Origin of the sequence: Actinomadura sp. NAK00032 (assembly GCF_013364275.1) — a bacterium.
Taxonomy (GTDB): Bacteria; Actinomycetota; Actinomycetes; order Streptosporangiales; family Streptosporangiaceae; genus Spirillospora.
This window is the reverse complement of the sequence record NZ_CP054932.1, coordinates 7,704,168-7,723,681: the sequence shown is the minus strand read 5'-3', so window position 1 is coordinate 7,723,681 and position 19,514 is coordinate 7,704,168. Positions and strand designations below refer to the sequence as shown.

The following is a 19,514-nucleotide window of genomic DNA, read 5'->3' as shown; positions in this document are numbered from 1 at the left end:
CCAAACGTACTCAGCCCGCCGCCGCGTCGGCGATGACGGCGTCCACCTCGGCCTTGCGGTCGGCCTCCTCGGCGGCGAACCGCTCGGTGTCGAGCTTCTCGGCGATCTCCTCGTCCTGCCTCATGAGCGCGTCGAGGTCGGCCTTGGACATGTCGAGGACGCCCATGTCGTCGTAGGTCTCCTGGACGCGCTCGCTCCACAGCCCGATGTCCTTCACGCACGGGACGATCCGGCTGAACAGCAGGCTCTGGAACATCCGCATGTAGGGCGAGTTCTCCACCAGCTCGTCGACCTCGGCGGGGTCGATCCCGAAGTTGGTGTAGATCTCCCGGCCGCGGATGCGGTCGCGCATCAGGTAGCAGCCCTCGATGACGAAGTCCTCGCGCTCGCGCAGCTCGGCGGCCGAGAGCTGCTTGTAGTAGTCGCGCAGCGCGAGGCGGCCGAACGCGACGTGGCGCGCCTCGTCCTGCATGACGTAGGCGAGGATCTGCTTGGGCAGCGGCTTGGTGGTGATGTCGCGGATGACGCCGAACGCGGCGAGCGCGAGGCCCTCGATGAGCACCTGCATGCCGAGGTAGGGCATGTCCCAGCGGGAGTCGCTGAGCGTCTCGTCGAGCAGGTCCTGGAGCTGGGTGTTGATCGGGTAGACCATCCCGATCTTCTCGTGCAGGAACCGGGTGAACAGCTCGACGTGGCGCGCCTCGTCCATGGTCTGGGTGGCGGAGTAGAACTTGGAGTCGAGGTCGGGCACCGACTCCACGATGCGGGCGGCGGTGACCATCGCGCCCTGCTCGCCGTGCATGAACTGGGAGAACTGCCAGGACGTGTAGTGCCGCCGCAGCTCGCCGCGCTCCTTGACCGAGAGCTTGTCCCAGTGCTTCGTCCCGTAGATGGCGAGCGACTGGTCGGGGACGCCGAGGACGTCGTGCGGGTCGACCTCAAGGTCCCAGTCGATGCGCTTGACGGAGTCCCACTGCTTGTCCTTGCCCTTCTGGTAGAGGGCGAGGAGGCGGTCGCGCCCGTCGTCGTACTCCCAGGTGAACCGGGCGTCGCCGGCCATGGGCACGGTCCAGTTCCCGGTGGGGACGGGGTCGGTGTAGAGGTCGTGGGTCGACATGGTGCACTCCTCCCCGAGCGCGGACGTACGATGTACGTCTACGTACAATGTACGTACCGTGTCATGGGACACTTATCGGTGTCAACGGCGGGAAAGGGGCGGGTTGCATGACCAAGGGCGTGACCCCCGACACACCGCGCCCCGCGCTGACCCGCGACCGCATCGTCCGGGCGGCGGTCGCGCTGATCGAGCGGGAGGGCGCGGACGCGCTGTCGATGCGCCGCGTCGCGGCCGAGCTGGACGTCGCCGTGATGTCGCTCTACAACCACGTCCCGAACAAGACCGCCCTGCTGGAGGGCGTCGCGGAGCAGGTCGTCGCCGGCCTGGAGCTGACCGACGACCCCGCCGAGCCCTGGCAGCAGCGGGCGCGGGCGCTCGTCCGCGCGTTCCGCAAGGTCGCGCACGACAACCCGCGCTGCATGACGATCGTCTTCACCCACAAGGTCGACACGGCGGCGGGCCTGCGGCCGATGGAGCGGGCGCTCGCGCTGGCGGACGCGGCCGGGTTCGACGGCGGCACCGCCGTGCGGATCATGCGCGCCCTGCTGGCCTACGCGATTGGCGCGCAGATGCGCGAGATCGGCATGGAGAAGATGCTCGGGCACCTCGCCGAGACCGGCGCCGAGTCGTGGAACCACCTCGACCCGGAGGAGTTCCGGCACGTCATCGCCTACGGCCCCGAGCTGGCCGAGCACGACCCCGAGAGTGACTTCGAGTTCGGCCTCGACCTGCTCATCGCGGCGCTGGAGGCACTTGCCCGCCGCCGGCCTCCTCGGGACGAGGGTCCAGGTACGGGCTGAGGCCCTGCCGGCAGAAGTCGGTCATGTAGCGGGCGGCGTCCTGCGCCGACACGTCGGGACGGGTGGCCTGCCACAGCGCGACCCGCTCGCTCGCGCCCATGATGATCTGCGTGTACGCCTCGATCGCGGCGTCCGGCGCGCCCGGCGCGAACATCGCGAGCACGCCCGCGATCAGCGTGCTCTGCTGCCGCCGGGTCGCCTCGACGGCCTCGGCGGTCTCCGGGGACGGGACGACCGGCTCGCGCAGCAGCATCGCGAAAGAGCCGCTGTGCGCGTCCACGAAGGAGAAGTAGGCGAGCATGCCGCGCCACAGGATGTCCTCGGGGGTGGTGGCGCCCGCCATGGCCTTCTGGGTGACGTCGAGCAGTTCGGCCTTGGACCGGCTCACGCACGCCACGAGCAGGCCGTCCTTGGAGCCGAAGTACTCGTAGAGCATCGGCTTGGAGACCCCGCAGCGGTCGGCGATCTCGTCCATGGAGGTGCCCTGGTAGCCGCGCTCGCCGAACACCCCCTCCGCCACGTCGAGCATCTGCTGCTCCCGTTCGGCCCGCGACATCCGCCGTCGGCGGGCCGGAGGTCGGGGCTGCGGTGTGGCGCCACTCACAGGAGAATCCTATCTGTTGGACCTACCGTCAGTAACCTACTCGCGGTAACTTACCCGGAGTAGGTTATCCGAGAGGAGGGGTCATGAGCGAGCGCGCCCCCGCGATCGTCATCATCGGCTCCGGCTTCGCCGGCCTCGGCATGGCGATCCGGCTCAAGCAGTCCGGCTTCCACGACTTCACCGTCCTGGAGAAGAGCGACGCGCTCGGCGGGACGTGGCACGACAACACCTATCCCGGGTGCGCCTGCGACGTGCCCTCGCACATGTACTCCTTCTCCTTCGAGCTGAACCCCGGCTGGTCGCGGATGTTCGCGCCGCAGCCGGAGATCCGCGCGTACATGGAGCGGACCGCCGACAAGTACCGGGTGCGCGACCACATCCGGTTCGGCGCGCGGGTCGACTCCATGGAGTACGACGACGAGGCCAGGCGCTGGAACGTCACCCTCACCGACGGGACGGTCCTCACCCCCCGCGCCATCGTGTCGGGCATCGGCGCGCTGCACGTCCCGTCCTTCCCGGACCTGCCGGGCATGGAGCGGTTCCAGGGCACCGCGTTCCACTCCGCCGAGTGGGACCACGGCTACGACCTCGCCGGCAAGCGCGTCGCCGTCATCGGGACGGGCGCGTCCGCGATCCAGTTCGTCCCGAAGGTCGCCAAGCAGGCCGGTGACCTGGTCGTCTTCCAGCGGACGCCGCCGTGGATCCAGCCGAAGCCGGACGTGCCGATCCCCGCGCCGGTGCGCAAGGCGTTCGAGAAGGTGCCGGGCGCCGCCCGCGCGTTCCGCAACGGCATCTACTGGGCGCTGGAGGCCCGCGCGGTCGGCTTCACGGTCGACCCGCGCCTGTCGGGCCCGCAGGAGCGCGTCGCCCGGCGGCACATCGCGAAGCAGATCGCCGACCCGGAGCTGCGCGCCAAGGTGACGCCCGACTACACGATCGGGTGCAAGCGGATCCTGCTGTCCAACGACTACTATCCGGCGCTCGCCCGCCCCAACGTGCACGTGGAGACCTCCGGCGTCGCCGAGGTGCGGGAGAACTCGGTCGTCACCGCCGACGGCCGCGAGTACGAGGTCGACTGCATCATCTACGGCACCGGCTTCAAGGTGGTCGACGCCCTCAACGACCTGCGCGTCACCGGCCGCGGCGGCACCAAGCTCCAGGAGATCTGGGCGGACGGCATCGAGGCGCACCGCGGCACCACGATCCCCGGCATGCCGAACTTCTTCATGCTGCTCGGCCCGAACACCGGCCTCGGCCACAACTCGGTCGTGTTCATGATCGAGGTGCAGATCCAGCACGTGCTGAACTGCCTGCGCCTCCTCCAGGACGCCGGCGGCGAGGTCATCGAGCCGAGGCCGGAGGCCGCGCGCCGGTTCAACGACCGGCTGCAGAAGCGGCTGCGCCGCGCCGTCTGGAACGAGGGCGGCTGCGACAGCTGGTACCTGGACGACAAGGGCGTCAACCGCACCCTGTGGCCGGGCTTCACGTTCGAGTACTGGGCGGGCTCCCGCAAGGCCGACCCCGCCGAGTACATCGTCACCCGCTGACTCACCCGCTGATAAGCGCGGCCACGTCCGGGCGCTCGCCATGCGGTGGGCGCCCGGACGTGTTACTCATGGGGCATGCCGAAGCCGCTGATGCCGAGCTGGCTCCCCAGCTTCAACAAGAAGGTCACGAACCGGATCCAGGGCGTCTACGCGCCCTACCTGCCGCCGCTCGCCGTGGTCGTGCACCGGGGGCGCCGGTCGGGCCGCGAGTACCGGACGCCCGTCACCGCGTTCCGCAGCGGCTCCCGGCTGATCATCGGGCTGCCGTACGGGCGCGACACCGACTGGGTCCGCAACCTGCTGACCGAGGGGCACGGCGGCGTGGAGCGGTTCGGCCGCGCCCGGCGCATCGCGCACCCGCGCGTGGTGACGGCCGCCGAGGCCGACGTCCTGCCGCTGCCGGCCCGCTCCGCGACCCGCTTCATGGACGTCCTGGTGGCCGACATCGAGGACTGATCCGCCCCGCGACGGCTCCTCAGCGCTACTTCTCGGGTGCGAACATGGGCCGGAACCCCGCGAGGAGCTGCCGGATCACGGGCCGCTGCTCGGCCGGGCTGCGGCCCCGCAGCTCGTGGATCGGGTCGAGGCCGTCGTAGTACGGCGCGAGCGCGAGGAACGGCAGCAGGGTCATCAGCCAGGTGGCGAGGACGGCGGGGTCGGCGTCCTCGCGGATGGCGCCCTCGGCCTTCCACAGCTCCAGCGTCGGGTGGATGACCTGGAGGTAGTGCTGGTTCGCGGTGTCGCGGACGACGGACCGCACGCTGTTGTCGAGCTCGAAGTTGGTGGCCGCCGTGACGCCGCGCTCCAGCGGGTGGTCGGCCATGTACTCGGTCCAGTCGCACAGGACGTCGAAGAGCCACTCGTCGAAGGACTGGTCGAAGGAGACGCGCTCGATGCGGCGCTCCATCTCCTCGCGGATGCGGCGGGACGTCTCGTCGCAGACGAACGCGAAGAACTCCAGCTTGTCGCTGAAGTACTGGAACAGCGACCCCTTGGCGATCCCGGCCTCGCGCGCGATGGTGTTGAGGCTGCCGGTCGAGTACCCGTGCTCCCCGAACTCGCGCATCGCCACCTCGAGCACGCGCTCGCGCTTGGCGACGTTGAGGCGGAACCAGGTCGAGGTCGGCATGGACTCCTTCGACTTCCCGTCAGGAGGCGGTAACCAGAAGGTCAGGATAACGGCCCCTGCCGTCCCGTGTGACCCAAAACGTCACCGGCGTTCCGCGGAAAGTCACAACAGCGCCGCAACCGCCGCTCGCGTCACGGTTTCCGGCGGCCGAGCCGGCGGCGCCGGTACAGGCTCGCGGCGCGCAGGGTGGCGTCGAGCGAGAACCGGGTGTCGGCGTCGTCCAGGCTGTCGCCGAGGTAGCCCTCCAGCTGGCGGAGCCGGTACCGGACGGTCTGCGGGTGGATCTTGAGCCGCTCGCCGATGTCGACCGCGGTGGAGCGGGTGGTGACGGACTCGGCGAGGGTCTCCACCAGGCGCTTGCGCTGCCCGTCGGAGACGTCCTGCAGCGGCTCCAGGTGCCGCCTGGTGAGTTCCTCGATGAGCGGCGGATCCGACAGCAGCCACATGGTCATCAGGTGGTTCTGGCACGGGATGAGGGAGCCGTCCGGGATGATCCCCTCCTCCGCGAGCGAGAGGACGCGGCGCGCCCAGCGCAGCGAGTGCGTGGCCCGTTCCAGCGGGAGGGTGAGGCCGAGGACGCAGCTGGCGTCCGACAGGGCGGCGCGCAGCATGCTCTTGCGGTCGGCGGTGAGCGGCCCGGGGACGAGCAGGCACGGCTCGGCCGAGTCGAAGTCGGTGAGGACGTCGGTGTCGAGCGCGGAGCGCGTGCAGGGCGCCTCGGGGTGGACGGCGATGAGCGTGGCCTCGGCGGGCAGCGGCCACCAGCCGGTGGACTTGGCGAGGTCCTCGATGGCCTCGGGGACGACGGCGGGCCGCTGCAGGATGAGGTGCAGCAGCCGGCGCCGCTCCTCGCGGCGGCGCATGTCGGCGTGCCCGGTGGCCTGCTGGTAGCCGAGGCGGGCCTGGGCGACCGATTCCTCCAGGTAGACGAGCATGGCGTCGACGGCGGCGGCCACGACGGAGGTGGGCACCTGCTCGCGCTCGGCGAGGACGGCCGTCCGGCGCCAGGCGACGTGGAAGGCGATCCGGGCGGCGGCCTGGAGGTGGTCCAGGGACCGTCCCTCGATGGCCTCGAAGCGCCCGAGGGTGCGGCAGGTCTCGTCGCGCTGGGCGGTGGAGGCGCCGGGGTCGGAGACGCGTTCCAGGAACGTCGGCAGCAGCATGTCCGAGCAGAGCCGGAGCGTCTGGTCGTAGGACGGGTCGGGCCGGTCGTACTCGGGGATGTTCTGCTTGATCTCCGCGACGATCTCGCTCGTCACATCGGCCAGTTCGGTCCGCAGCAGCTCGAGGAAATTCCGGAAGTCGATCTGACTCCTGCCGTGTTCGGACAATTCCAATGCCTGGGACATGGAAAGGAAACCTCCGCATCGAGCCGGCCGGTACGGGGTGGCCGTCCCGGCGGGACGACGGCTCCGGACGGGGGTGTGCCGGACGGGAAGCGAGCACCGTGGGCGAGTTCGAGAACACCGCGAACATAAAGTCGCCAGTCCCGGCTGGCAAGGGGCTGCGCCATGATCGGCCGTAGCGGGCCCCCGCTTTGCGCGCGATGTGACAAGAATGACGTTCGGTTGCTGGATCGGTGACAACCACAGCGGCCGGCTGTGCGTCGCCGCGCGGCCCGCCGACACCATGTTACCCGGTGGTAGTCACTCGCGACGGGTTCCCGGAGATCGAACACTAAGTCGGTGACAAATTCCGGCGGCCATTTACCGAATTGTGCCGAAGATACCGCGAGCCCCTATTGAATTCCGTGTCTACTGGGCCGTAACGTCCTCGCAACCTCCTGCCCTATCGCGAGTGGTGGTGTCGTTGGGAATTGAAGTCGTCGTCGAGGGGCTGACGAAAGTGTTCGGCCGGCAGACGATCTGGCGGGATGTCACCCTCACCCTCCCGCCGGGAGAGGTCAGCGTGCTGCTCGGGCCGTCCGGCACCGGCAAGACGGTGTTCCTCAAGTCGCTCGTCGGTCTGCTCAAGCCCGAGGAGGGCCGGGTCATGATCGACGGTGTCGACATGGTCAACGACCGCGACCGCGAGGTCTTCGAGGCCCGCAAGCGGTTCGGCCTGATGTTCCAGGACGGCGCCCTGTTCGGGTCCCTGCCCCTGTACGACAACATCGCGTTCCCGCTCCGCGAGCACACCCGCAAGAAGGAGTCGGAGATCCGGCGGATCGTGCTGGAGCGGATGGAGATGGTCGGCCTCGCCGGCGAGGAGCGCAAGCTGCCCGGCCAGATCTCCGGCGGCATGCGCAAGCGCGCCGGCCTGGCCCGCGCGCTCGTCCTCGACCCGGAGATCATCCTGTGCGACGAGCCGGACTCCGGCCTCGACCCGGTCCGCACCGCGCACATCTCGCAGCTGCTCATCGACGTCAACGCGCGGATCGACGCGACGATGCTGATCGTCACGCACAACATCGACATCGCCGCGACCGTCCCCGACAACATCGGCATGCTGTACCGCCGCGACCTCGTGGCGTTCGGTCCCCGCGAGGCGCTGCTGACCAGCGAGGAGCCGGCCGTCCTGCAGTTCCTGCACGGCGACACCCACGGCCCGATCGGCATGTCGGAGGAGAAGGACGCGGCGCTGCTCGCCGCCGAGGCCGCGGCCCCGGCGCGCACCCACCGCACCCTGGAGATCCCGCCGCAGCTGCGGCCCACGCCCGGGATGCCGCCGCGGCAGGGCGAGCAGCGGCATGCGATGGCGGTCGACGCGATGATGCCGCGGCTGTCCTACGCGGCGCAGCAGGCGATCCGCGCCAACCGCGCCCACCAGCAGCAAGAAGGCGGCTTCCATGGCGCGAACTGAGCACCTGACCGCACGGCGCGGTGACGCGCGCGTGCCCCTGGAAGGAGACGCGCGTGGCCGCACCTGACGCCGCGGTCCCCGGCGCCGGCGCGCTGCGCCAGACCGGGCGGCTGTTCGCGCTGGCCGGGACGGTGCTGGCGCTGTCGTTCCGGCGCCCGTTCCAGCTCCGCGAGCTGGTCCAGCAGTTCTGGTTCATCGCGTCGGTGTCGATCCTGCCGACCGCGCTGGTGTCGATCCCGTTCGGCGCGGTCATCTCGCTGCAGGTCGGGTCGCTGGCCAAGCAGCTCGGCGCGCAGTCGCTCACCGGCGGCGCGAGCGTCCTCGCGGTCGTGCAGCAGGCGAGCCCGCTGATCGTGGCGCTGCTGATCTCCGGCGCGGCCGGGTCGGCGATCTGCGCCGACCTCGGCTCCCGGACGATCCGGGAGGAGATGGACGCGATGGAGGTGATGGGCGTCTCGCCCATCCAGCGCCTCGTCGTCCCCCGGGTGCTCGCCTGCATGGCGGTCGCGGTGCTGCTGAACGGCCTGGTCTCGGTGGTCGGCGTCGCCGGCGGCTACTTCTTCAACGTGCTGCTGCAGGACGGGACGCCCGGCGCCTACCTCGCCTCGTTCTCCGCGCTCGCGCAGCTCCCCGACCTCTACATCGGCGAGTTCAAGGCGCTGATCTTCGGGTTCATCGCCGGGGTCGTGGCCGCCTACCGCGGCCTGAACCCGAGCCCCGGCCCGAAGGGCGTCGGAGACGCGGTCAACCAGTCGGTCGTCATCACGTTCCTGATGCTGTTCTTCGTCAACGTCGTGCTGACCGCCATCTACCTGCAGGTCGTCCCCCCGAAGGGAGCGTGACATGGCGGTTCCCGGGGCCCGCCGGCTCAAGCCGGTGAAGCTGGTCTCCTGGCTGGACCAGCCCGGCGACCAGCTCGGCTTCTACATCCGGGCGCTGCTGTGGACGCCGCGCGCGATCCGCCGCTACCTGGGCGAGTCGCTGCGGCTGCTCAGCGAGGTCGCGTTCGGCAGCGGCGCGCTCGCCGTCATCGGCGGCACCGTCGGCGTGATGATCGGTATGACGATCTTCACCGGCGTCGTCGTCGGCCTGTCCGGCTACGCCGCGCTCGACCAGATCGGGTCGGCGGCGTTCACCGGGTTCATCTCGGCGTACTTCAACACCCGCGAGATCGCGCCGCTGGCGTCCGGGCTGGCGCTGTCGGCGACGGTCGGCGCCGGGTTCACCGCGCAGCTCGGCGCGATGCGGATCAACGACGAGATCGACGCCCTGGAGGGCATGGGCATCCAGTCGGTGCCCTACCTGGTGACCACGCGCATCATCGCGGGCACGGTCGCGATCATCCCGCTGTACGGCATCGGGCTGCTCAGCTCGTATCTGGCGTCCAGACAGGTGACGATCTGGTTCAACGGGCAGTCGGCCGGCACCTACGACCACTATTTCAACCTCTTCCTCGCCCCCGAGGACGTGCTGCTCTCGTTCGCGAAAGTGCTGATCTTCAGCGTGATGGTGGTGCTGGCGCACTGCTACTACGGCTACCGCGCGGTCGGCGGCCCCGCCGGCGTGGGCGTCGCCGTCGGCCGCGCGGTCCGCACCGCGATCGTGCTGATCAGCGTGACGGACTTCTTCGCCAGCCTCGCCATCTGGGGCGCCACGACGACGGTGAAGGTGACGGGCTGACATGGCGAGACGAACGACCCGGCACGTGGTCGGGCAGCGCCTCACCGGGGTGGTGTTCCTGCTCGTCCCGGCGCTGCTGATCTGGCTGTCGATCGCGATCTACGACAAGCAGTTCACCGACGCGACGCGGGTGACGCTGCGCACCTCGACGGCCGGGCACGAGATGCACCCGATGGCGGACGTGAAGGTCCGCGGCGTGGTCGTCGGCGAGGTCCGCTCCATCAAGGCGGACGGCGCGGGCGCGAAGCTGGAGCTGGCGCTGAAACCGGGGATGACCGACCGGATCCCGGCGGACGTCCAGGCGCGGCTGCTGCCGACGACGGTGTTCGGCGCGCGGTTCGTCTCGCTCGTCCCGCCGCCCGGGTCGGCGGGCCGGCCGATCGCCGACGGCGACGTCATCTCCGAGGACCGCAGCAAGAACGCGGTGGAGCTGTCGGAGGTCCTGAACCACACGATGGACCTGCTGAACACGCTCCAGCCCGCGAAGCTGTCGGCGACGCTGAACGCCATGTCGCGGGCGCTGGAGGGGCGCGGCGACCAGATCGGCCGCAACTTCGAGCAGCTCGACGCGTTCCTGACCAAGATGAACCCCGAGGTCCCGGCGCTCACCCGCAACCTCCAGGAGCTGGCGGAGTTCAGCCGGCACGCCTCGGACGCGGCGCCCGACCTGCTCCAGGCGCTCACCGACTTCACCGTGACGAGCCGGACGATCGCCGAGCAGCGCACCGCGCTCGCGACCCTGTACGACGCGGTGTCGGGGTCGTCGGCCGACCTCCAGGACTTCCTGGACGCCAACTCCGGCAACATCATCGCGCTGGCGACCGAGAGCCGGGGGAGCCTGGAGCTGATGCGCCGCTACGCCCCGGCCGCGCCCTGCACGTTCCGCACCCTCGCCGACTTCATCCCGACGATGAACAAGGTCCTCGGCAAGGGCACCGACAAGCACGGCGTGCACGGCGTGGTGGTGCCGCTCAAGAGCAAGGGCCGCTACGTGCCGGGCAAGGACGCGCCGCGCTACGACGGCGGCAGCGGGCCGCACTGCCCGAGCGTCCCGTACCTGGCGACCGGGAACGGCGTGCGGGTGCTGCCCGCCGGCGGCGCCCCCGGCAAGGCGGGCGCGGCCGGCAGCGGCCTCGGCCCGGCGAACTCGGCGTCGGAGAACGACCTGGTCAACGAGCTCGCCGGCCCGCCGCTGGACGAGGTCCCCGAGGAACTGCCGGACTGGTCGAGCGTGCTGGTCGGGCCGATCTACCGGGGCACGGAGGTGACGGTCAAGTGAGGCTCACCGGCCAGGGGATCAAGGGCATGGGCTTCCCGCTCGTCAGCTCGCTGATCTTCATCGTGGTGACGGTGCTGGCGACGGCCCTGCTGGCGTCCAGCATCACCGGCGCCACCAGCGGCGACCGCGTCACCTACTACGCCAAATTCACCGACGTCGCCGGGCTGCACCCGGGGCACGGGGTGCGGATCGCGGGCGTCGAGGTCGGCCAGGTCGAGGAGATCAAGGTCAGCGACCGGCGGCTCGCCCGGGTGAAGATCTCCGTCGACCGGGACCGGCAGATCCCGGCGTCGGCGACCGCCGCCGTGAAGTACCTGAACCTGGTCGGCGGGCGGTACATCGCGCTCGGCCAGGGCACCGGCTCGCCCGGCCAGGCGCTGAAGCCCGGCGGGACGATCCCCGTCGAGCACACCGCCGGGACGCTCAACCTCACGCAGCTGTTCCAGGGCTTCCAGCCGCTGATGCAGGCGCTCTCGCCCGGCGAGGCGAACAAGCTGTCGGAGTCGATCGTCAAGGTGCTCCAGGGCGAGAGCGGCACCGTCGAGAGCCTGCTGCGCACCGTCGGGCAGCTGACGAGCACGCTGGCCGCCAAGGACCAGGTGATCGGCCAGCTGATCACGAACCTGGACAGCGTCGTCCGGACCATCAACGGCCGGGACCGGCAGCTCGTCGACCTGGTCACCACGCTGCGCCGGTTCACCTCCGGCCTCGCCACCGACCGCAAGCCGATCGGCGAGGCGCTCGGGTCGATCGCCGACCTGACCACCGCCACCGCCGGGCTGCTCCAGGTCACGCGGGACCCGCTGAAGGACGACATCGTCCAGCTCGGCCGGCTCAGCGACAACCTCAACCGCGACGAGCCGCTGCTGACGCGCTTCCTCCAGCGCTCGCCCGGGAAGATGGCGGCCTTCGGGCGCCTGGCCTCCTACGGCTCGTGGGTGAACTTCTACCAGTGCGAGGTGAAGTTGATCGGCGTCAGCTACGCGGGCTCCGACCTGTCGAACCAGCCGCCGCCGACCGGCCTCCCCATCAAGAAGGATGACTCGAGGTGCCGCGGATGACGCCCCCGACCCCGCCGCCCGGCGGCCCGCCCTCCCTCCCCCCGGTGGGCGGGCCGCCTCCCGGCGGACCTCCCGCAGGCGGCCCCCCGGCCGGTGGGCCGCCCGCGGGCGGGCCGCCGCCCCGGCCGCTGCCGCGCGCCCTGCCGCGTCCGAAGAAGGGCCGGCCGCGACTGAAGCCGCTGCGCGAGCGCAACCCGATCGTGGTCGCCGTCGTCGGCGTCGTGATCCTGCTCGTCCTCGGCACGCTCGCCTACCGCGCCGACCGGCTGCCGGTCATCGGCGGCGGGACGACCTACAGCGCCTACTTCTCCGAGGCCGCCGGGCTGAAGGAGGGCCAGGAGGTCCGCGTCGCCGGGGTGAAGGTCGGGAAGGTCACCGACGTCTCGCTCAAGGGCAACCGGGTCAAGGTGACGTTCCGGGTCAAGGACACCTGGATCGGGAACGCCACCCGCGCCACCATCATGATCAAGACGCTGCTGGGGTCGAAGTACCTCCAGCTCGACCCGCTCGGCTACCGGAAGCAGAACCCGGAGCAGACGATCCCGCTCGACCGGACCGTGGCCCCCTACGACGTCACGACGGCGTTCCAGGACCTCGGGCGGACGTTCCAGGACCTCGACACCGCCAAGCTCGCGCAGAGCCTGGAGACGATCTCCACGACGTTCGAGGACACGCCGCCGAGCGTCCGGGTCGCGCTGCACGGCCTGTCGTCGCTGTCGAACACGATCGCGTCGCGGGACGCCGAGCTGTCCCGGCTGCTCGCCGGGACCAAGCAGCTGTCGGGCACGATCGCCGCGCAGAACTCCCAGTTCGAGACGCTGTTCAAGGACGGCAACCTGCTGCTCGGCGAACTGCGCCGGCGCCGCGACGCCATCCACGCGCTGCTCGTCGGCACCAACCGCCTCTCCAACGAGCTGGTCGGCCTGGTGAACGACAACCGCCGCACCCTCGGGCCGACGCTGGCGTCCCTGGAGCGGGTCACCACCACCCTCGAACGCAACCAGAAGAACCTGGAGCGCGTGCTGGAGACCGCGGCGCCCTACGTCCGCGTCCTCGGCAACGCGACCGGCAACGGCCGCTGGGTGGACGGCTACCTGTGCGGGACCGTCCCCAAGGAGTACTTGGTGAACGGCAGGTGGCAACCGGAGAACCCGGACCACTGCAAGCCGCCGCACCTGACGGGAGGCCGGTGACATGGCGTCCTCCACGACGCGCACGGCGAAGCTGCCGAAGCTCGGCTCACCGATCCGCGACCATCGGACGCGGGTGGTGCAGGCGCTGATCGCGGTGTTCGTGCTGCTGGTCGCGATCGCGCTCGTCCCGCTGCTGAGCGGCGGACCGACCCACAAGATCACCGCGTACTTCGCCACCGCGATCGGCGTCTACCCGGGCTCCGACGTCCGTGTCCTCGGCGTGAAGGTCGGGGCGATCGACTCCATCGAACCGCTCGGCGACAAGGTCAAGGTCGAGATGCGGGTGGACGACGAGATCGACGTCCCCGCCGCCGCCCGCGCCGTCGTCATCGCGCCGAACCTGGTGTCGGACCGGTACGTCCAGCTCGACCCCGCCTACAGCGGCGGCCCGAAGATGGCCGACGGCGCCTCGATCGACGTGAACAACACCGCGACGCCGCTGGAGCTCGACCAGCTCTACACCGCCGTCCGGAAGATCTCCGGCGACCTCGGCCCGCAGGGGCTGAACGCCCAGGGCGCCCTGTCGGACGTCATCCGGGTCGGCGCCGCCAACCTCGGCGGCAACGGCCAGGCGCTCAACACGATGATCTCCGACCTCGGCAAGGCGTCGCAGACCCTCGCCGACAACAGCGGCGACCTGTACGCCACCATCGCCAACCTCAACAAGTTCAGCAAGATGCTCCGCGCCAACGACGGGCAGATCCGGCTGGCCGAGAACCAGCTCGCCGAGGTGAGCCGGTTCCTCGCCGCCGACCGCGACGAACTGGGCGCGGCGCTGCGCACCCTCGCGCGGGCGCTCGCCGAGGTGAAGGGGTTCGTCCAGGACAACCGGGCGGCGCTGAAGACGAACGTCGGCAAGCTCGCCAAGGTCACCCAGGTGCTCGTCGATGAGCGGGCGTCCCTCGCCGAACTCGTCGACACCGCGCCGCTGGTGACGCAGAACGCGCTGAACGCCTACGACCCGAAGACCCGCACGCTGATGGCGCGCGGCAACCTCCTGGAGATCACCAAGGCGTTCGGCAGCCTGGACCAGCCGGGCGTCGACCCGGTCGCCGCCGACCAGCGGCCGCTGTGCGCCGCGGCGGCGTCCGCGACCGCGACGCTCCGCGAGCAGTGCGACCGGCTGGACAAGGGCGGGCTGGTCGCCGTGGCGCCCACCCAGCAGACCGGCCTCCCGGCGTTGCCGCTGCCGCCCGCGGGCAAGATCTACGCCGGCTCCACCGGGAAGAAGGGGGACCGCTGATGCGCGTGCCCAAGCTCGTCGCGGCCCTCACCGCCGGCGCCGTGCTGGCGACGGGCTGCTCGGTGCAGCTGGAGGACGTCCCGCTGCCCGGCGGCGCCGACCTCGGCGACCACCCGTACACGGTCAAGGTGCAGTTCGAGGACGTGCTGAACCTCGTCCCGCAGGCGGCCGTCCGCGTCAACGACGTGCCGGTCGGCCGGGTGAAGAAGGTGTCGCTGCCGAAGGGCGCATGGCAGGCCGAGGTCACGCTGATCATCAACGGCGACGTGCACCTGCCCGCCAACTCCGTCGCGAACCTGGAGCAGTCGAGCCTGCTGGGGGAGAAGTACGTCAAGCTGGCGGCGCCCACGACGGCACCGTCCCCGCAGCGGCTCACCGACGGCGCCGTGATCCCGGCGTCCCGCACGACGCGCAACGCCGACACCGAGGAGGTGTTCGGCGCGCTGTCGCTGCTGCTGTCGGGCGGCGGGCTCCCGCAGATCCGCACGATCAACCGGGAGCTGAACCAGGCGCTCAACGGGCGCGAGGACAAGGTCCGCTCCGCGCTGGAGAACCTCAACACCTTCACCTCGACGCTGAACCGCAACAGGCAGTCGATTGTGAACGCGCTCGACGGCCTGAACCGGCTGTCGTCCACGGTCGCCTCCCGCAACGGCCAGGTGTCGACCGTGCTGACCGACCTGTCGCCCGGCCTGAAGGTGCTGGAGGAGCAGCGCGGCCGGCTCGTCGAGATGCTGCGCCGGCTGGAGAAGCTGTCGGACGTCGCCGTCAAGACGATCAACGCCAGCAAGGACGACACGGCCGCGAACCTGCGGGCGCTGTCGGTCATCCTGCGCAAGCTCGCCGACTCCGGCCGCGACCTGCCGAAGTCGCTGGAGATCCTGCTGACGTACCCGTTCACCGACGAGGCGCTCAAGGCCATCAAGGGCGACTACCTCAACGGCTACGTCACCGTCATCGCGGCGAAGGGCTTCGACTGCGTCATCCCGCCGGTCGAGGAGAAGGGCCCGAAGGACGGCCTCGACGACGAGGAGGCGAAGGCGCGCGCCCTCGCCGCGACGCCCACGGTCGTCGGCCCGCAGCCGGCGCCCTGCCCCGACACCGCGACCCGGCCCGGCACCAGGGCCGCCGTCCCCGGGGCGGGCACCCCCACTACGCAGGCTCCCGCCTCGCGGGCGCCGCAGCCGGTGGCCCCGAGCCAGGCGCCCCGGAACGAAGGCCCGAGCAGCGAGCCCGCCCTTCCGCTGCCGACGCTCGGGGAGGGAAACTGACATGCTGACCGCGGTCACCCGTATCAAGATCGCCGTGTTCGCCGTCCTCGCGGTACTGGTCATCGCCTACATCGGTGTCAACTACGCCGACGTAGGACGCTACGTCGGGCTGCGCGGCTACTACACCGTCCGGCTCGACCTGCCCAGCACCGGCGGCCTCTTCGAGGGGTCGGCGGTGTCGTACCGGGGCGTCACCGTCGGCAAGGTCGGCAAGCTCGACCTCACCTCGGACGGCGTCGTCGCCGAACTCCACATCGACAACTCCTCACCCGACATCCCGCGCAGCCTTGAGGCCGTCGTGGCGAACCGCTCCGCCGTCGGCGAGCAGTACGTCGACCTGCGGCCCCGCGCCGACGCCGGGCCCTACCTCGCGCAGGGCGCCACCATTCCGCGGAGCGTCACCACCGTCCCGGCGCCGGTGAACGAGACGCTCAAGAGCGTCAACGACCTCGCCGCCTCGCTGCCGCTGAACGACACCAAGACGCTCATCGACGAGCTGGGGCTGGCCTTCGCCGGGCAGGGTCCGCACCTCCAGCAGCTCCTCGACACCAGCGCCCGGTTCGTCTCGGCGTCCGACGCGGCGTTCCCCGACACCCGCGCGCTGATCCACAACGGTCAGGTGGTGCTGCGGACGCAGAACGAGATGTCGGGGGCGTTCAAGTCGTTCGCGTCCGACTCCCGGCTGCTCGCGCGCCAGTTCCGCGACTCCGACACCGACCTGCGCGAGGTCATCGCGGCGGGGCCCGGCGCGGCGAGTCAGGTGTCGGCCCTGCTCCGCGACCTGGACCCGAGCCTCAGCGTCCTGCTGGCGAACCTGCTCACGACCGCGCGCATCGGCGCGCCGCGCCAGGCCGCGATCGAGGAGATGCTCGACAACCTCCCGAAGGTGGCGGGGATCGGTCCCAGCATCGTCGACGACGGTCTGCTCCGCATGGGCCTGGTCAACACGTTCTTCAACCCGCAGCCCTGTACGCGCGGCTACGGCAAGACCCGCTACCGCGAAGGGGAGGACTTGTCGCCCGCGCCCCCGTTCAACACCGGCGCGCACTGCGCGGAGAGCCCGAGCACCGGCATCAACGTGCGCGGCTCCGCCAACGCGCCGCACAAGGGCGTCCCGGCACCGGTCAAGCCGGGCACGCTGAGCGGTACGCGGTCGACCGGCCTGATCGACTCGCTGGGGCTGTCCGCCGGAGCGCGGCCGCCGACGTCCGGCGACCTCGCCGCGCTCCTCGGGCTCGGAGGCACGCGATGACGGAGGAGGCGGCGGCGGTGCCGCGCGGATTCGCCCACCTGATCCGGTGGATCCGCCCGGCCGGCTACGTCCTCGTGGCCGCCGCCACCGTCCTCCTCGGCCTGTCGTTCTGGTCGCTGATCCAGTCGGGCCGGGGCGCCGACCACGACCTCGCCTCCGCGCGCGACGACGTGACGCGGACCGCCGTCCGCGACCTCGCGCTGGTCAACAGCATCGACCCCAAGGTGGCCGACCTGGACATGACGCACTGGATGGACGTCGCCACCGGCCCGTTCGCCGACGCCCTGAAACGCGACATGCCCAACGCGCGCGCGAAGTTCGCGAAGCAGAAGACCCCCTCGCACGGCCGGGTCACCGCACTCGCCGTCACCGCGCTCGACCGGTCGGCGGGCGAGGCCACCGTCCTCGCCTCGGTGCGGATCTTCACCGAGCCCGCCGGTGACGCCGCGCAGGGGACCGAGCAGCGCAAGCGCTACGAGGTCGGGATGCAGCGCGTCGGCGGCATCTGGAAGATCAGCTCCCTGAAACCGCTGGCACCCGGGGGGAGCGGGCCATGAGCATCACCGAGGAGCGCCCCGCGCGCCGCGAGCCGGCCCCGCGGAAGAAGCGCAAGAAGAAGACCGCCCGGCGCCCGCTTGTCTCCCGACTCAAGCGGGCCGCCGGGCTGGGGTGGCCGGTGGCCCTCGCCGTGGCGCTGTGCCTGTCCGCCTTCGCCATCGACGGCTGGGCCGACAGGAGAAGCGAGCGGTCACCGGCCGCCAACCGCGCACTCGTCGACAAGACCCGTACGGGTGCCGTTGTCGCCGACGTCTCGGCGAAGGTCGCGCGGATCTTCACCTACACCTACACCGACCCGGCGGCCACCGAGCGCGCCGCGAACGACGTCCTCACCGGCCGCGCCGTCGGCGACTACCGCAAGCTGTTCGGCCTGGTGAAGCAGAACGCACCGGTCATGAAGCTGGCCCTCACCACGAAGGTGACGAAGGCCGGGCTTATCAAACTCAGCCGTGACGGGACGGCGGTCCTGCTGGTGCTGCTCGACCAGCGGACCACCCGGGCCGGGAAGGCGACCGGTCCACCGGTCGCCGCCCAGCTCATCGTCACGGCCCGCGACGACCACGGCTGGCGCATCAGCGACCTCCGGGCCGCCTGAAGGAAAGGGGTGGATTCAGGTGTCCAAGACGAAGACCGCCGAAACGGCGGCTGAGGAGCCCGAGGTTCAGGCCGAGGAGCCCGAGGACCTCGACGTCGGCGGCGAGCCCGCCGAGCAGGAACCGGTCGCGGATGAGAGCGGAGAGACCGCTGAGCCGGCCGGGAAGAAGACCGACGAGACGCCGGAAGCCGAGCCGCCGGAGAAGGACGCGGACGTGAAGCCCCGGCGCAGGCTCTCCAAGGACCCGCTCATCCGGATCGCGTCTCTGGTGACGCTGGTCGCGGCGGCCGCCGCCGCCTGGTTCGGCTGGTCGTACCACTCGGTGTCCGGCGACGACTCGCTGGCCTACGCCGCCGAACGGGACCGGGTGCTCGCCGTCGCCGGGCAGGAGATCGTCAACCTCAACACCCTCGACTACCGCCAGGTGGACGCGGGCCTCAAGGTGTGGCAGGACTCGGCGACGGCGCAGCTCTACGACCAGATCGTTCAGGGCCGGGAGCGGTTGAAGACCGAGGTGCGGAAGGCGAAGACGACCAGCACCGCGAAGATCCTCGAATCCGGGCTGACCGAACTCGACACCCGCGCGGGCAAGGCGGCCGTGATCGCCGCCGTCCGCATCACCATCACCGGCGCCGACGGCAAGCCGGTCGACAACACCCGGCGCATGGCCGGCCAGCTCACCCGGACCTCGGACGGCTGGAAACTGTCGGCGCTCGGCCAGGCCCCGACCGGAACGCCCTGAGCGGGAAGGAGAAAGCGAATGGCAGCGATCACTTCGGTCGGCCGGTTCGTCCCCGGCACCGCGCGCACCCGCCTGGTCGTCCTCCTCGGCGCGCTGACAATAGCGCTCGGTGGAGTCGCCGCCTGGTCTAACACCCAGGAACGCGACCTGACGGGCGCGGCATCCGCACAGAACGACGCGCTCAGTGACAATGGACGGACCGCCGAGGTCAAAGGCCAGGTGACCACGGTGGTCAACACGGTGTTCTCCTACAACTACGCCGACACGGCCAAGACGGAGAAGGCGGCGCAGGAACTGCTCACCGGAAAGGCCGTTCAGCAGTACAACCAGCTATTCGCCCTGGTGCGCAAGCAGGCACCGCAGCAGAAGCAGGTACTCACCACGTCGGTCACCGACTCGGCGGTGAAGTCGCTGACCGGCGACCGGGCCCGCCTGCTGGTCTTCGCCGACCAGCGCAACACCCGCACTGACACGAACAAGACGAGCTACTCCGCGGCCGTCTTCGCCGTCGACGCCCTGTACGCCGACGGCAAATGGAAGATCGCCGCCATTGATACCCTCGGTAACTGATCCCTCGCGAGGCATCTGACCGTCGCCCCGAACGGCACCGCTCGCTGGTGAAACGCCTAAGGCGATGACAA

20 protein-coding genes are annotated in these 19,514 nt (G+C 70.6%); 16 read left to right on the top strand and 4 right to left on the bottom strand.

Annotated elements, in window-relative coordinates:
* Window positions 1-10 precede the first annotated feature (10 nt).
* Window positions 11-1,117, bottom strand: coding sequence for a ferritin-like domain-containing protein (locus HUT06_RS35330; protein ID WP_176199681.1), 1,107 nt, complete (start codon window positions 1,115-1,117; stop codon window positions 11-13).
* A 107-nt stretch (window positions 1,118-1,224) separates the two neighbouring features.
* Between HUT06_RS35330 and HUT06_RS35325 the strand changes: the two genes are divergently transcribed.
* Complete coding sequence (locus HUT06_RS35325; RefSeq protein ID WP_176199680.1) at window positions 1,225-1,917, top strand: TetR/AcrR family transcriptional regulator; 693 nt, start codon at window positions 1,225-1,227, stop codon at window positions 1,915-1,917.
* Here the strand turns inward: HUT06_RS35325 and HUT06_RS35320 are convergent.
* Window positions 1,850-2,521 (bottom strand): TetR/AcrR family transcriptional regulator, encoded by a 672-nt coding sequence (locus HUT06_RS35320; RefSeq protein ID WP_254715551.1) that lies wholly within the window; start codon window positions 2,519-2,521, stop codon window positions 1,850-1,852. The genes HUT06_RS35325 and HUT06_RS35320 overlap by 68 nt on opposite strands.
* An 83-nt stretch (window positions 2,522-2,604) precedes the next feature.
* On the opposite strand from HUT06_RS35320, the gene HUT06_RS35315 reads away from it, so the two are divergent.
* Window positions 2,605-4,068 (top strand): NAD(P)/FAD-dependent oxidoreductase, encoded by a 1,464-nt coding sequence (locus tag HUT06_RS35315; RefSeq protein WP_176199679.1) that lies wholly within the window; start codon window positions 2,605-2,607, stop codon window positions 4,066-4,068.
* Between the two features lie 75 nt (window positions 4,069-4,143).
* Window positions 4,144-4,524 (top strand): nitroreductase family deazaflavin-dependent oxidoreductase, encoded by a 381-nt coding sequence (locus HUT06_RS35310; protein ID WP_217711589.1) that lies wholly within the window; start codon window positions 4,144-4,146, stop codon window positions 4,522-4,524.
* A 25-nt stretch (window positions 4,525-4,549) separates the two neighbouring features.
* Here HUT06_RS35310 and HUT06_RS35305 read toward each other — a convergent pair whose 3' ends face one another.
* Together HUT06_RS35305 and HUT06_RS35300 are read right to left on the bottom strand one after the other, a co-directional pair.
* A complete protein-coding gene (locus HUT06_RS35305; protein ID WP_176199678.1) occupies window positions 4,550-5,197 on the bottom strand; it encodes a TetR/AcrR family transcriptional regulator in 648 nt (215 codons plus the stop codon).
* A 131-nt stretch (window positions 5,198-5,328) separates the two neighbouring features.
* Window positions 5,329-6,546: a helix-turn-helix domain-containing protein gene (locus HUT06_RS35300; protein WP_176199677.1), complete on the bottom strand. Its 1,218-nt coding sequence runs from the start codon at window positions 6,544-6,546 to the stop codon at window positions 5,329-5,331.
* 460 nt (window positions 6,547-7,006) lie between these two features.
* Between HUT06_RS35300 and HUT06_RS35295 the strand changes: the two genes are divergently transcribed.
* From HUT06_RS35295 to HUT06_RS35235, 13 genes are read left to right on the top strand one after another with little or no spacing between them, the layout of a single operon-like run.
* The gene (locus HUT06_RS35295) at window positions 7,007-7,999 is read left to right on the top strand and encodes an ABC transporter ATP-binding protein (RefSeq protein ID WP_176199676.1); all 993 of its coding nucleotides are present in this window, start codon (window positions 7,007-7,009) and stop codon (window positions 7,997-7,999) included.
* 53 nt (window positions 8,000-8,052) lie between these two features.
* Window positions 8,053-8,841 carry an ABC transporter permease gene (locus HUT06_RS35290; protein ID WP_138638956.1) on the top strand — a complete coding sequence of 263 codons (789 nt, stop codon included), beginning with the start codon at window positions 8,053-8,055 and terminating at the stop codon, window positions 8,839-8,841.
* A 1-nt stretch (window position 8,842) separates the two neighbouring features.
* Window positions 8,843-9,679 carry an ABC transporter permease gene (locus HUT06_RS35285; protein WP_138638957.1) on the top strand — a complete coding sequence of 279 codons (837 nt, stop codon included), beginning with the start codon at window positions 8,843-8,845 and terminating at the stop codon, window positions 9,677-9,679.
* 1 nt (window position 9,680) lies between these two features.
* Complete coding sequence (locus HUT06_RS35280; RefSeq protein WP_176199675.1) at window positions 9,681-10,958, top strand: MCE family protein; 1,278 nt, start codon at window positions 9,681-9,683, stop codon at window positions 10,956-10,958.
* On the top strand, window positions 10,955-12,019 hold the full coding sequence (locus HUT06_RS35275; RefSeq protein ID WP_217711588.1) for an MCE family protein: 1,065 nt from the start codon (window positions 10,955-10,957) through the stop codon (window positions 12,017-12,019). The genes HUT06_RS35280 and HUT06_RS35275 overlap by 4 nt, the downstream gene beginning before the upstream one ends.
* Entirely contained in the window at window positions 12,016-13,212 is a 1,197-nt protein-coding gene (locus tag HUT06_RS35270) for an MCE family protein (protein ID WP_217711587.1), read from the top strand. The genes HUT06_RS35275 and HUT06_RS35270 overlap by 4 nt, the downstream gene beginning before the upstream one ends.
* Before the next feature lies 1 nt (window position 13,213).
* Entirely contained in the window at window positions 13,214-14,455 is a 1,242-nt protein-coding gene (locus HUT06_RS35265) for an MCE family protein (RefSeq protein WP_176199674.1), read from the top strand.
* Entirely contained in the window at window positions 14,455-15,726 is a 1,272-nt protein-coding gene (locus HUT06_RS35260) for an MCE family protein (RefSeq protein ID WP_176199673.1), read from the top strand. The genes HUT06_RS35265 and HUT06_RS35260 overlap by 1 nt, the downstream gene beginning before the upstream one ends.
* 1 nt (window position 15,727) lies before the next feature.
* On the top strand, window positions 15,728-16,978 hold the full coding sequence (locus HUT06_RS35255; protein ID WP_176199672.1) for an MCE family protein: 1,251 nt from the start codon (window positions 15,728-15,730) through the stop codon (window positions 16,976-16,978).
* Window positions 16,975-17,535: a hypothetical protein gene (locus tag HUT06_RS35250; protein ID WP_176199671.1), complete on the top strand. Its 561-nt coding sequence runs from the start codon at window positions 16,975-16,977 to the stop codon at window positions 17,533-17,535. Before HUT06_RS35255 ends, HUT06_RS35250 begins: the two co-directional genes overlap by 4 nt.
* Complete coding sequence (locus HUT06_RS35245) at window positions 17,532-18,131, top strand: hypothetical protein (RefSeq protein WP_176199670.1); 600 nt, start codon at window positions 17,532-17,534, stop codon at window positions 18,129-18,131. The genes HUT06_RS35250 and HUT06_RS35245 overlap by 4 nt, the downstream gene beginning before the upstream one ends.
* 19 nt (window positions 18,132-18,150) lie before the next feature.
* Window positions 18,151-18,873, top strand: a complete 723-nt coding sequence (locus tag HUT06_RS35240) for a hypothetical protein (RefSeq protein ID WP_217711586.1) — start codon at window positions 18,151-18,153, stop codon at window positions 18,871-18,873.
* A gap of 18 nt (window positions 18,874-18,891) precedes the next feature.
* Window positions 18,892-19,443 (top strand): hypothetical protein, encoded by a 552-nt coding sequence (locus HUT06_RS35235; RefSeq protein ID WP_176199669.1) that lies wholly within the window; start codon window positions 18,892-18,894, stop codon window positions 19,441-19,443.
* Window positions 19,444-19,514 lie beyond the last annotated feature (71 nt).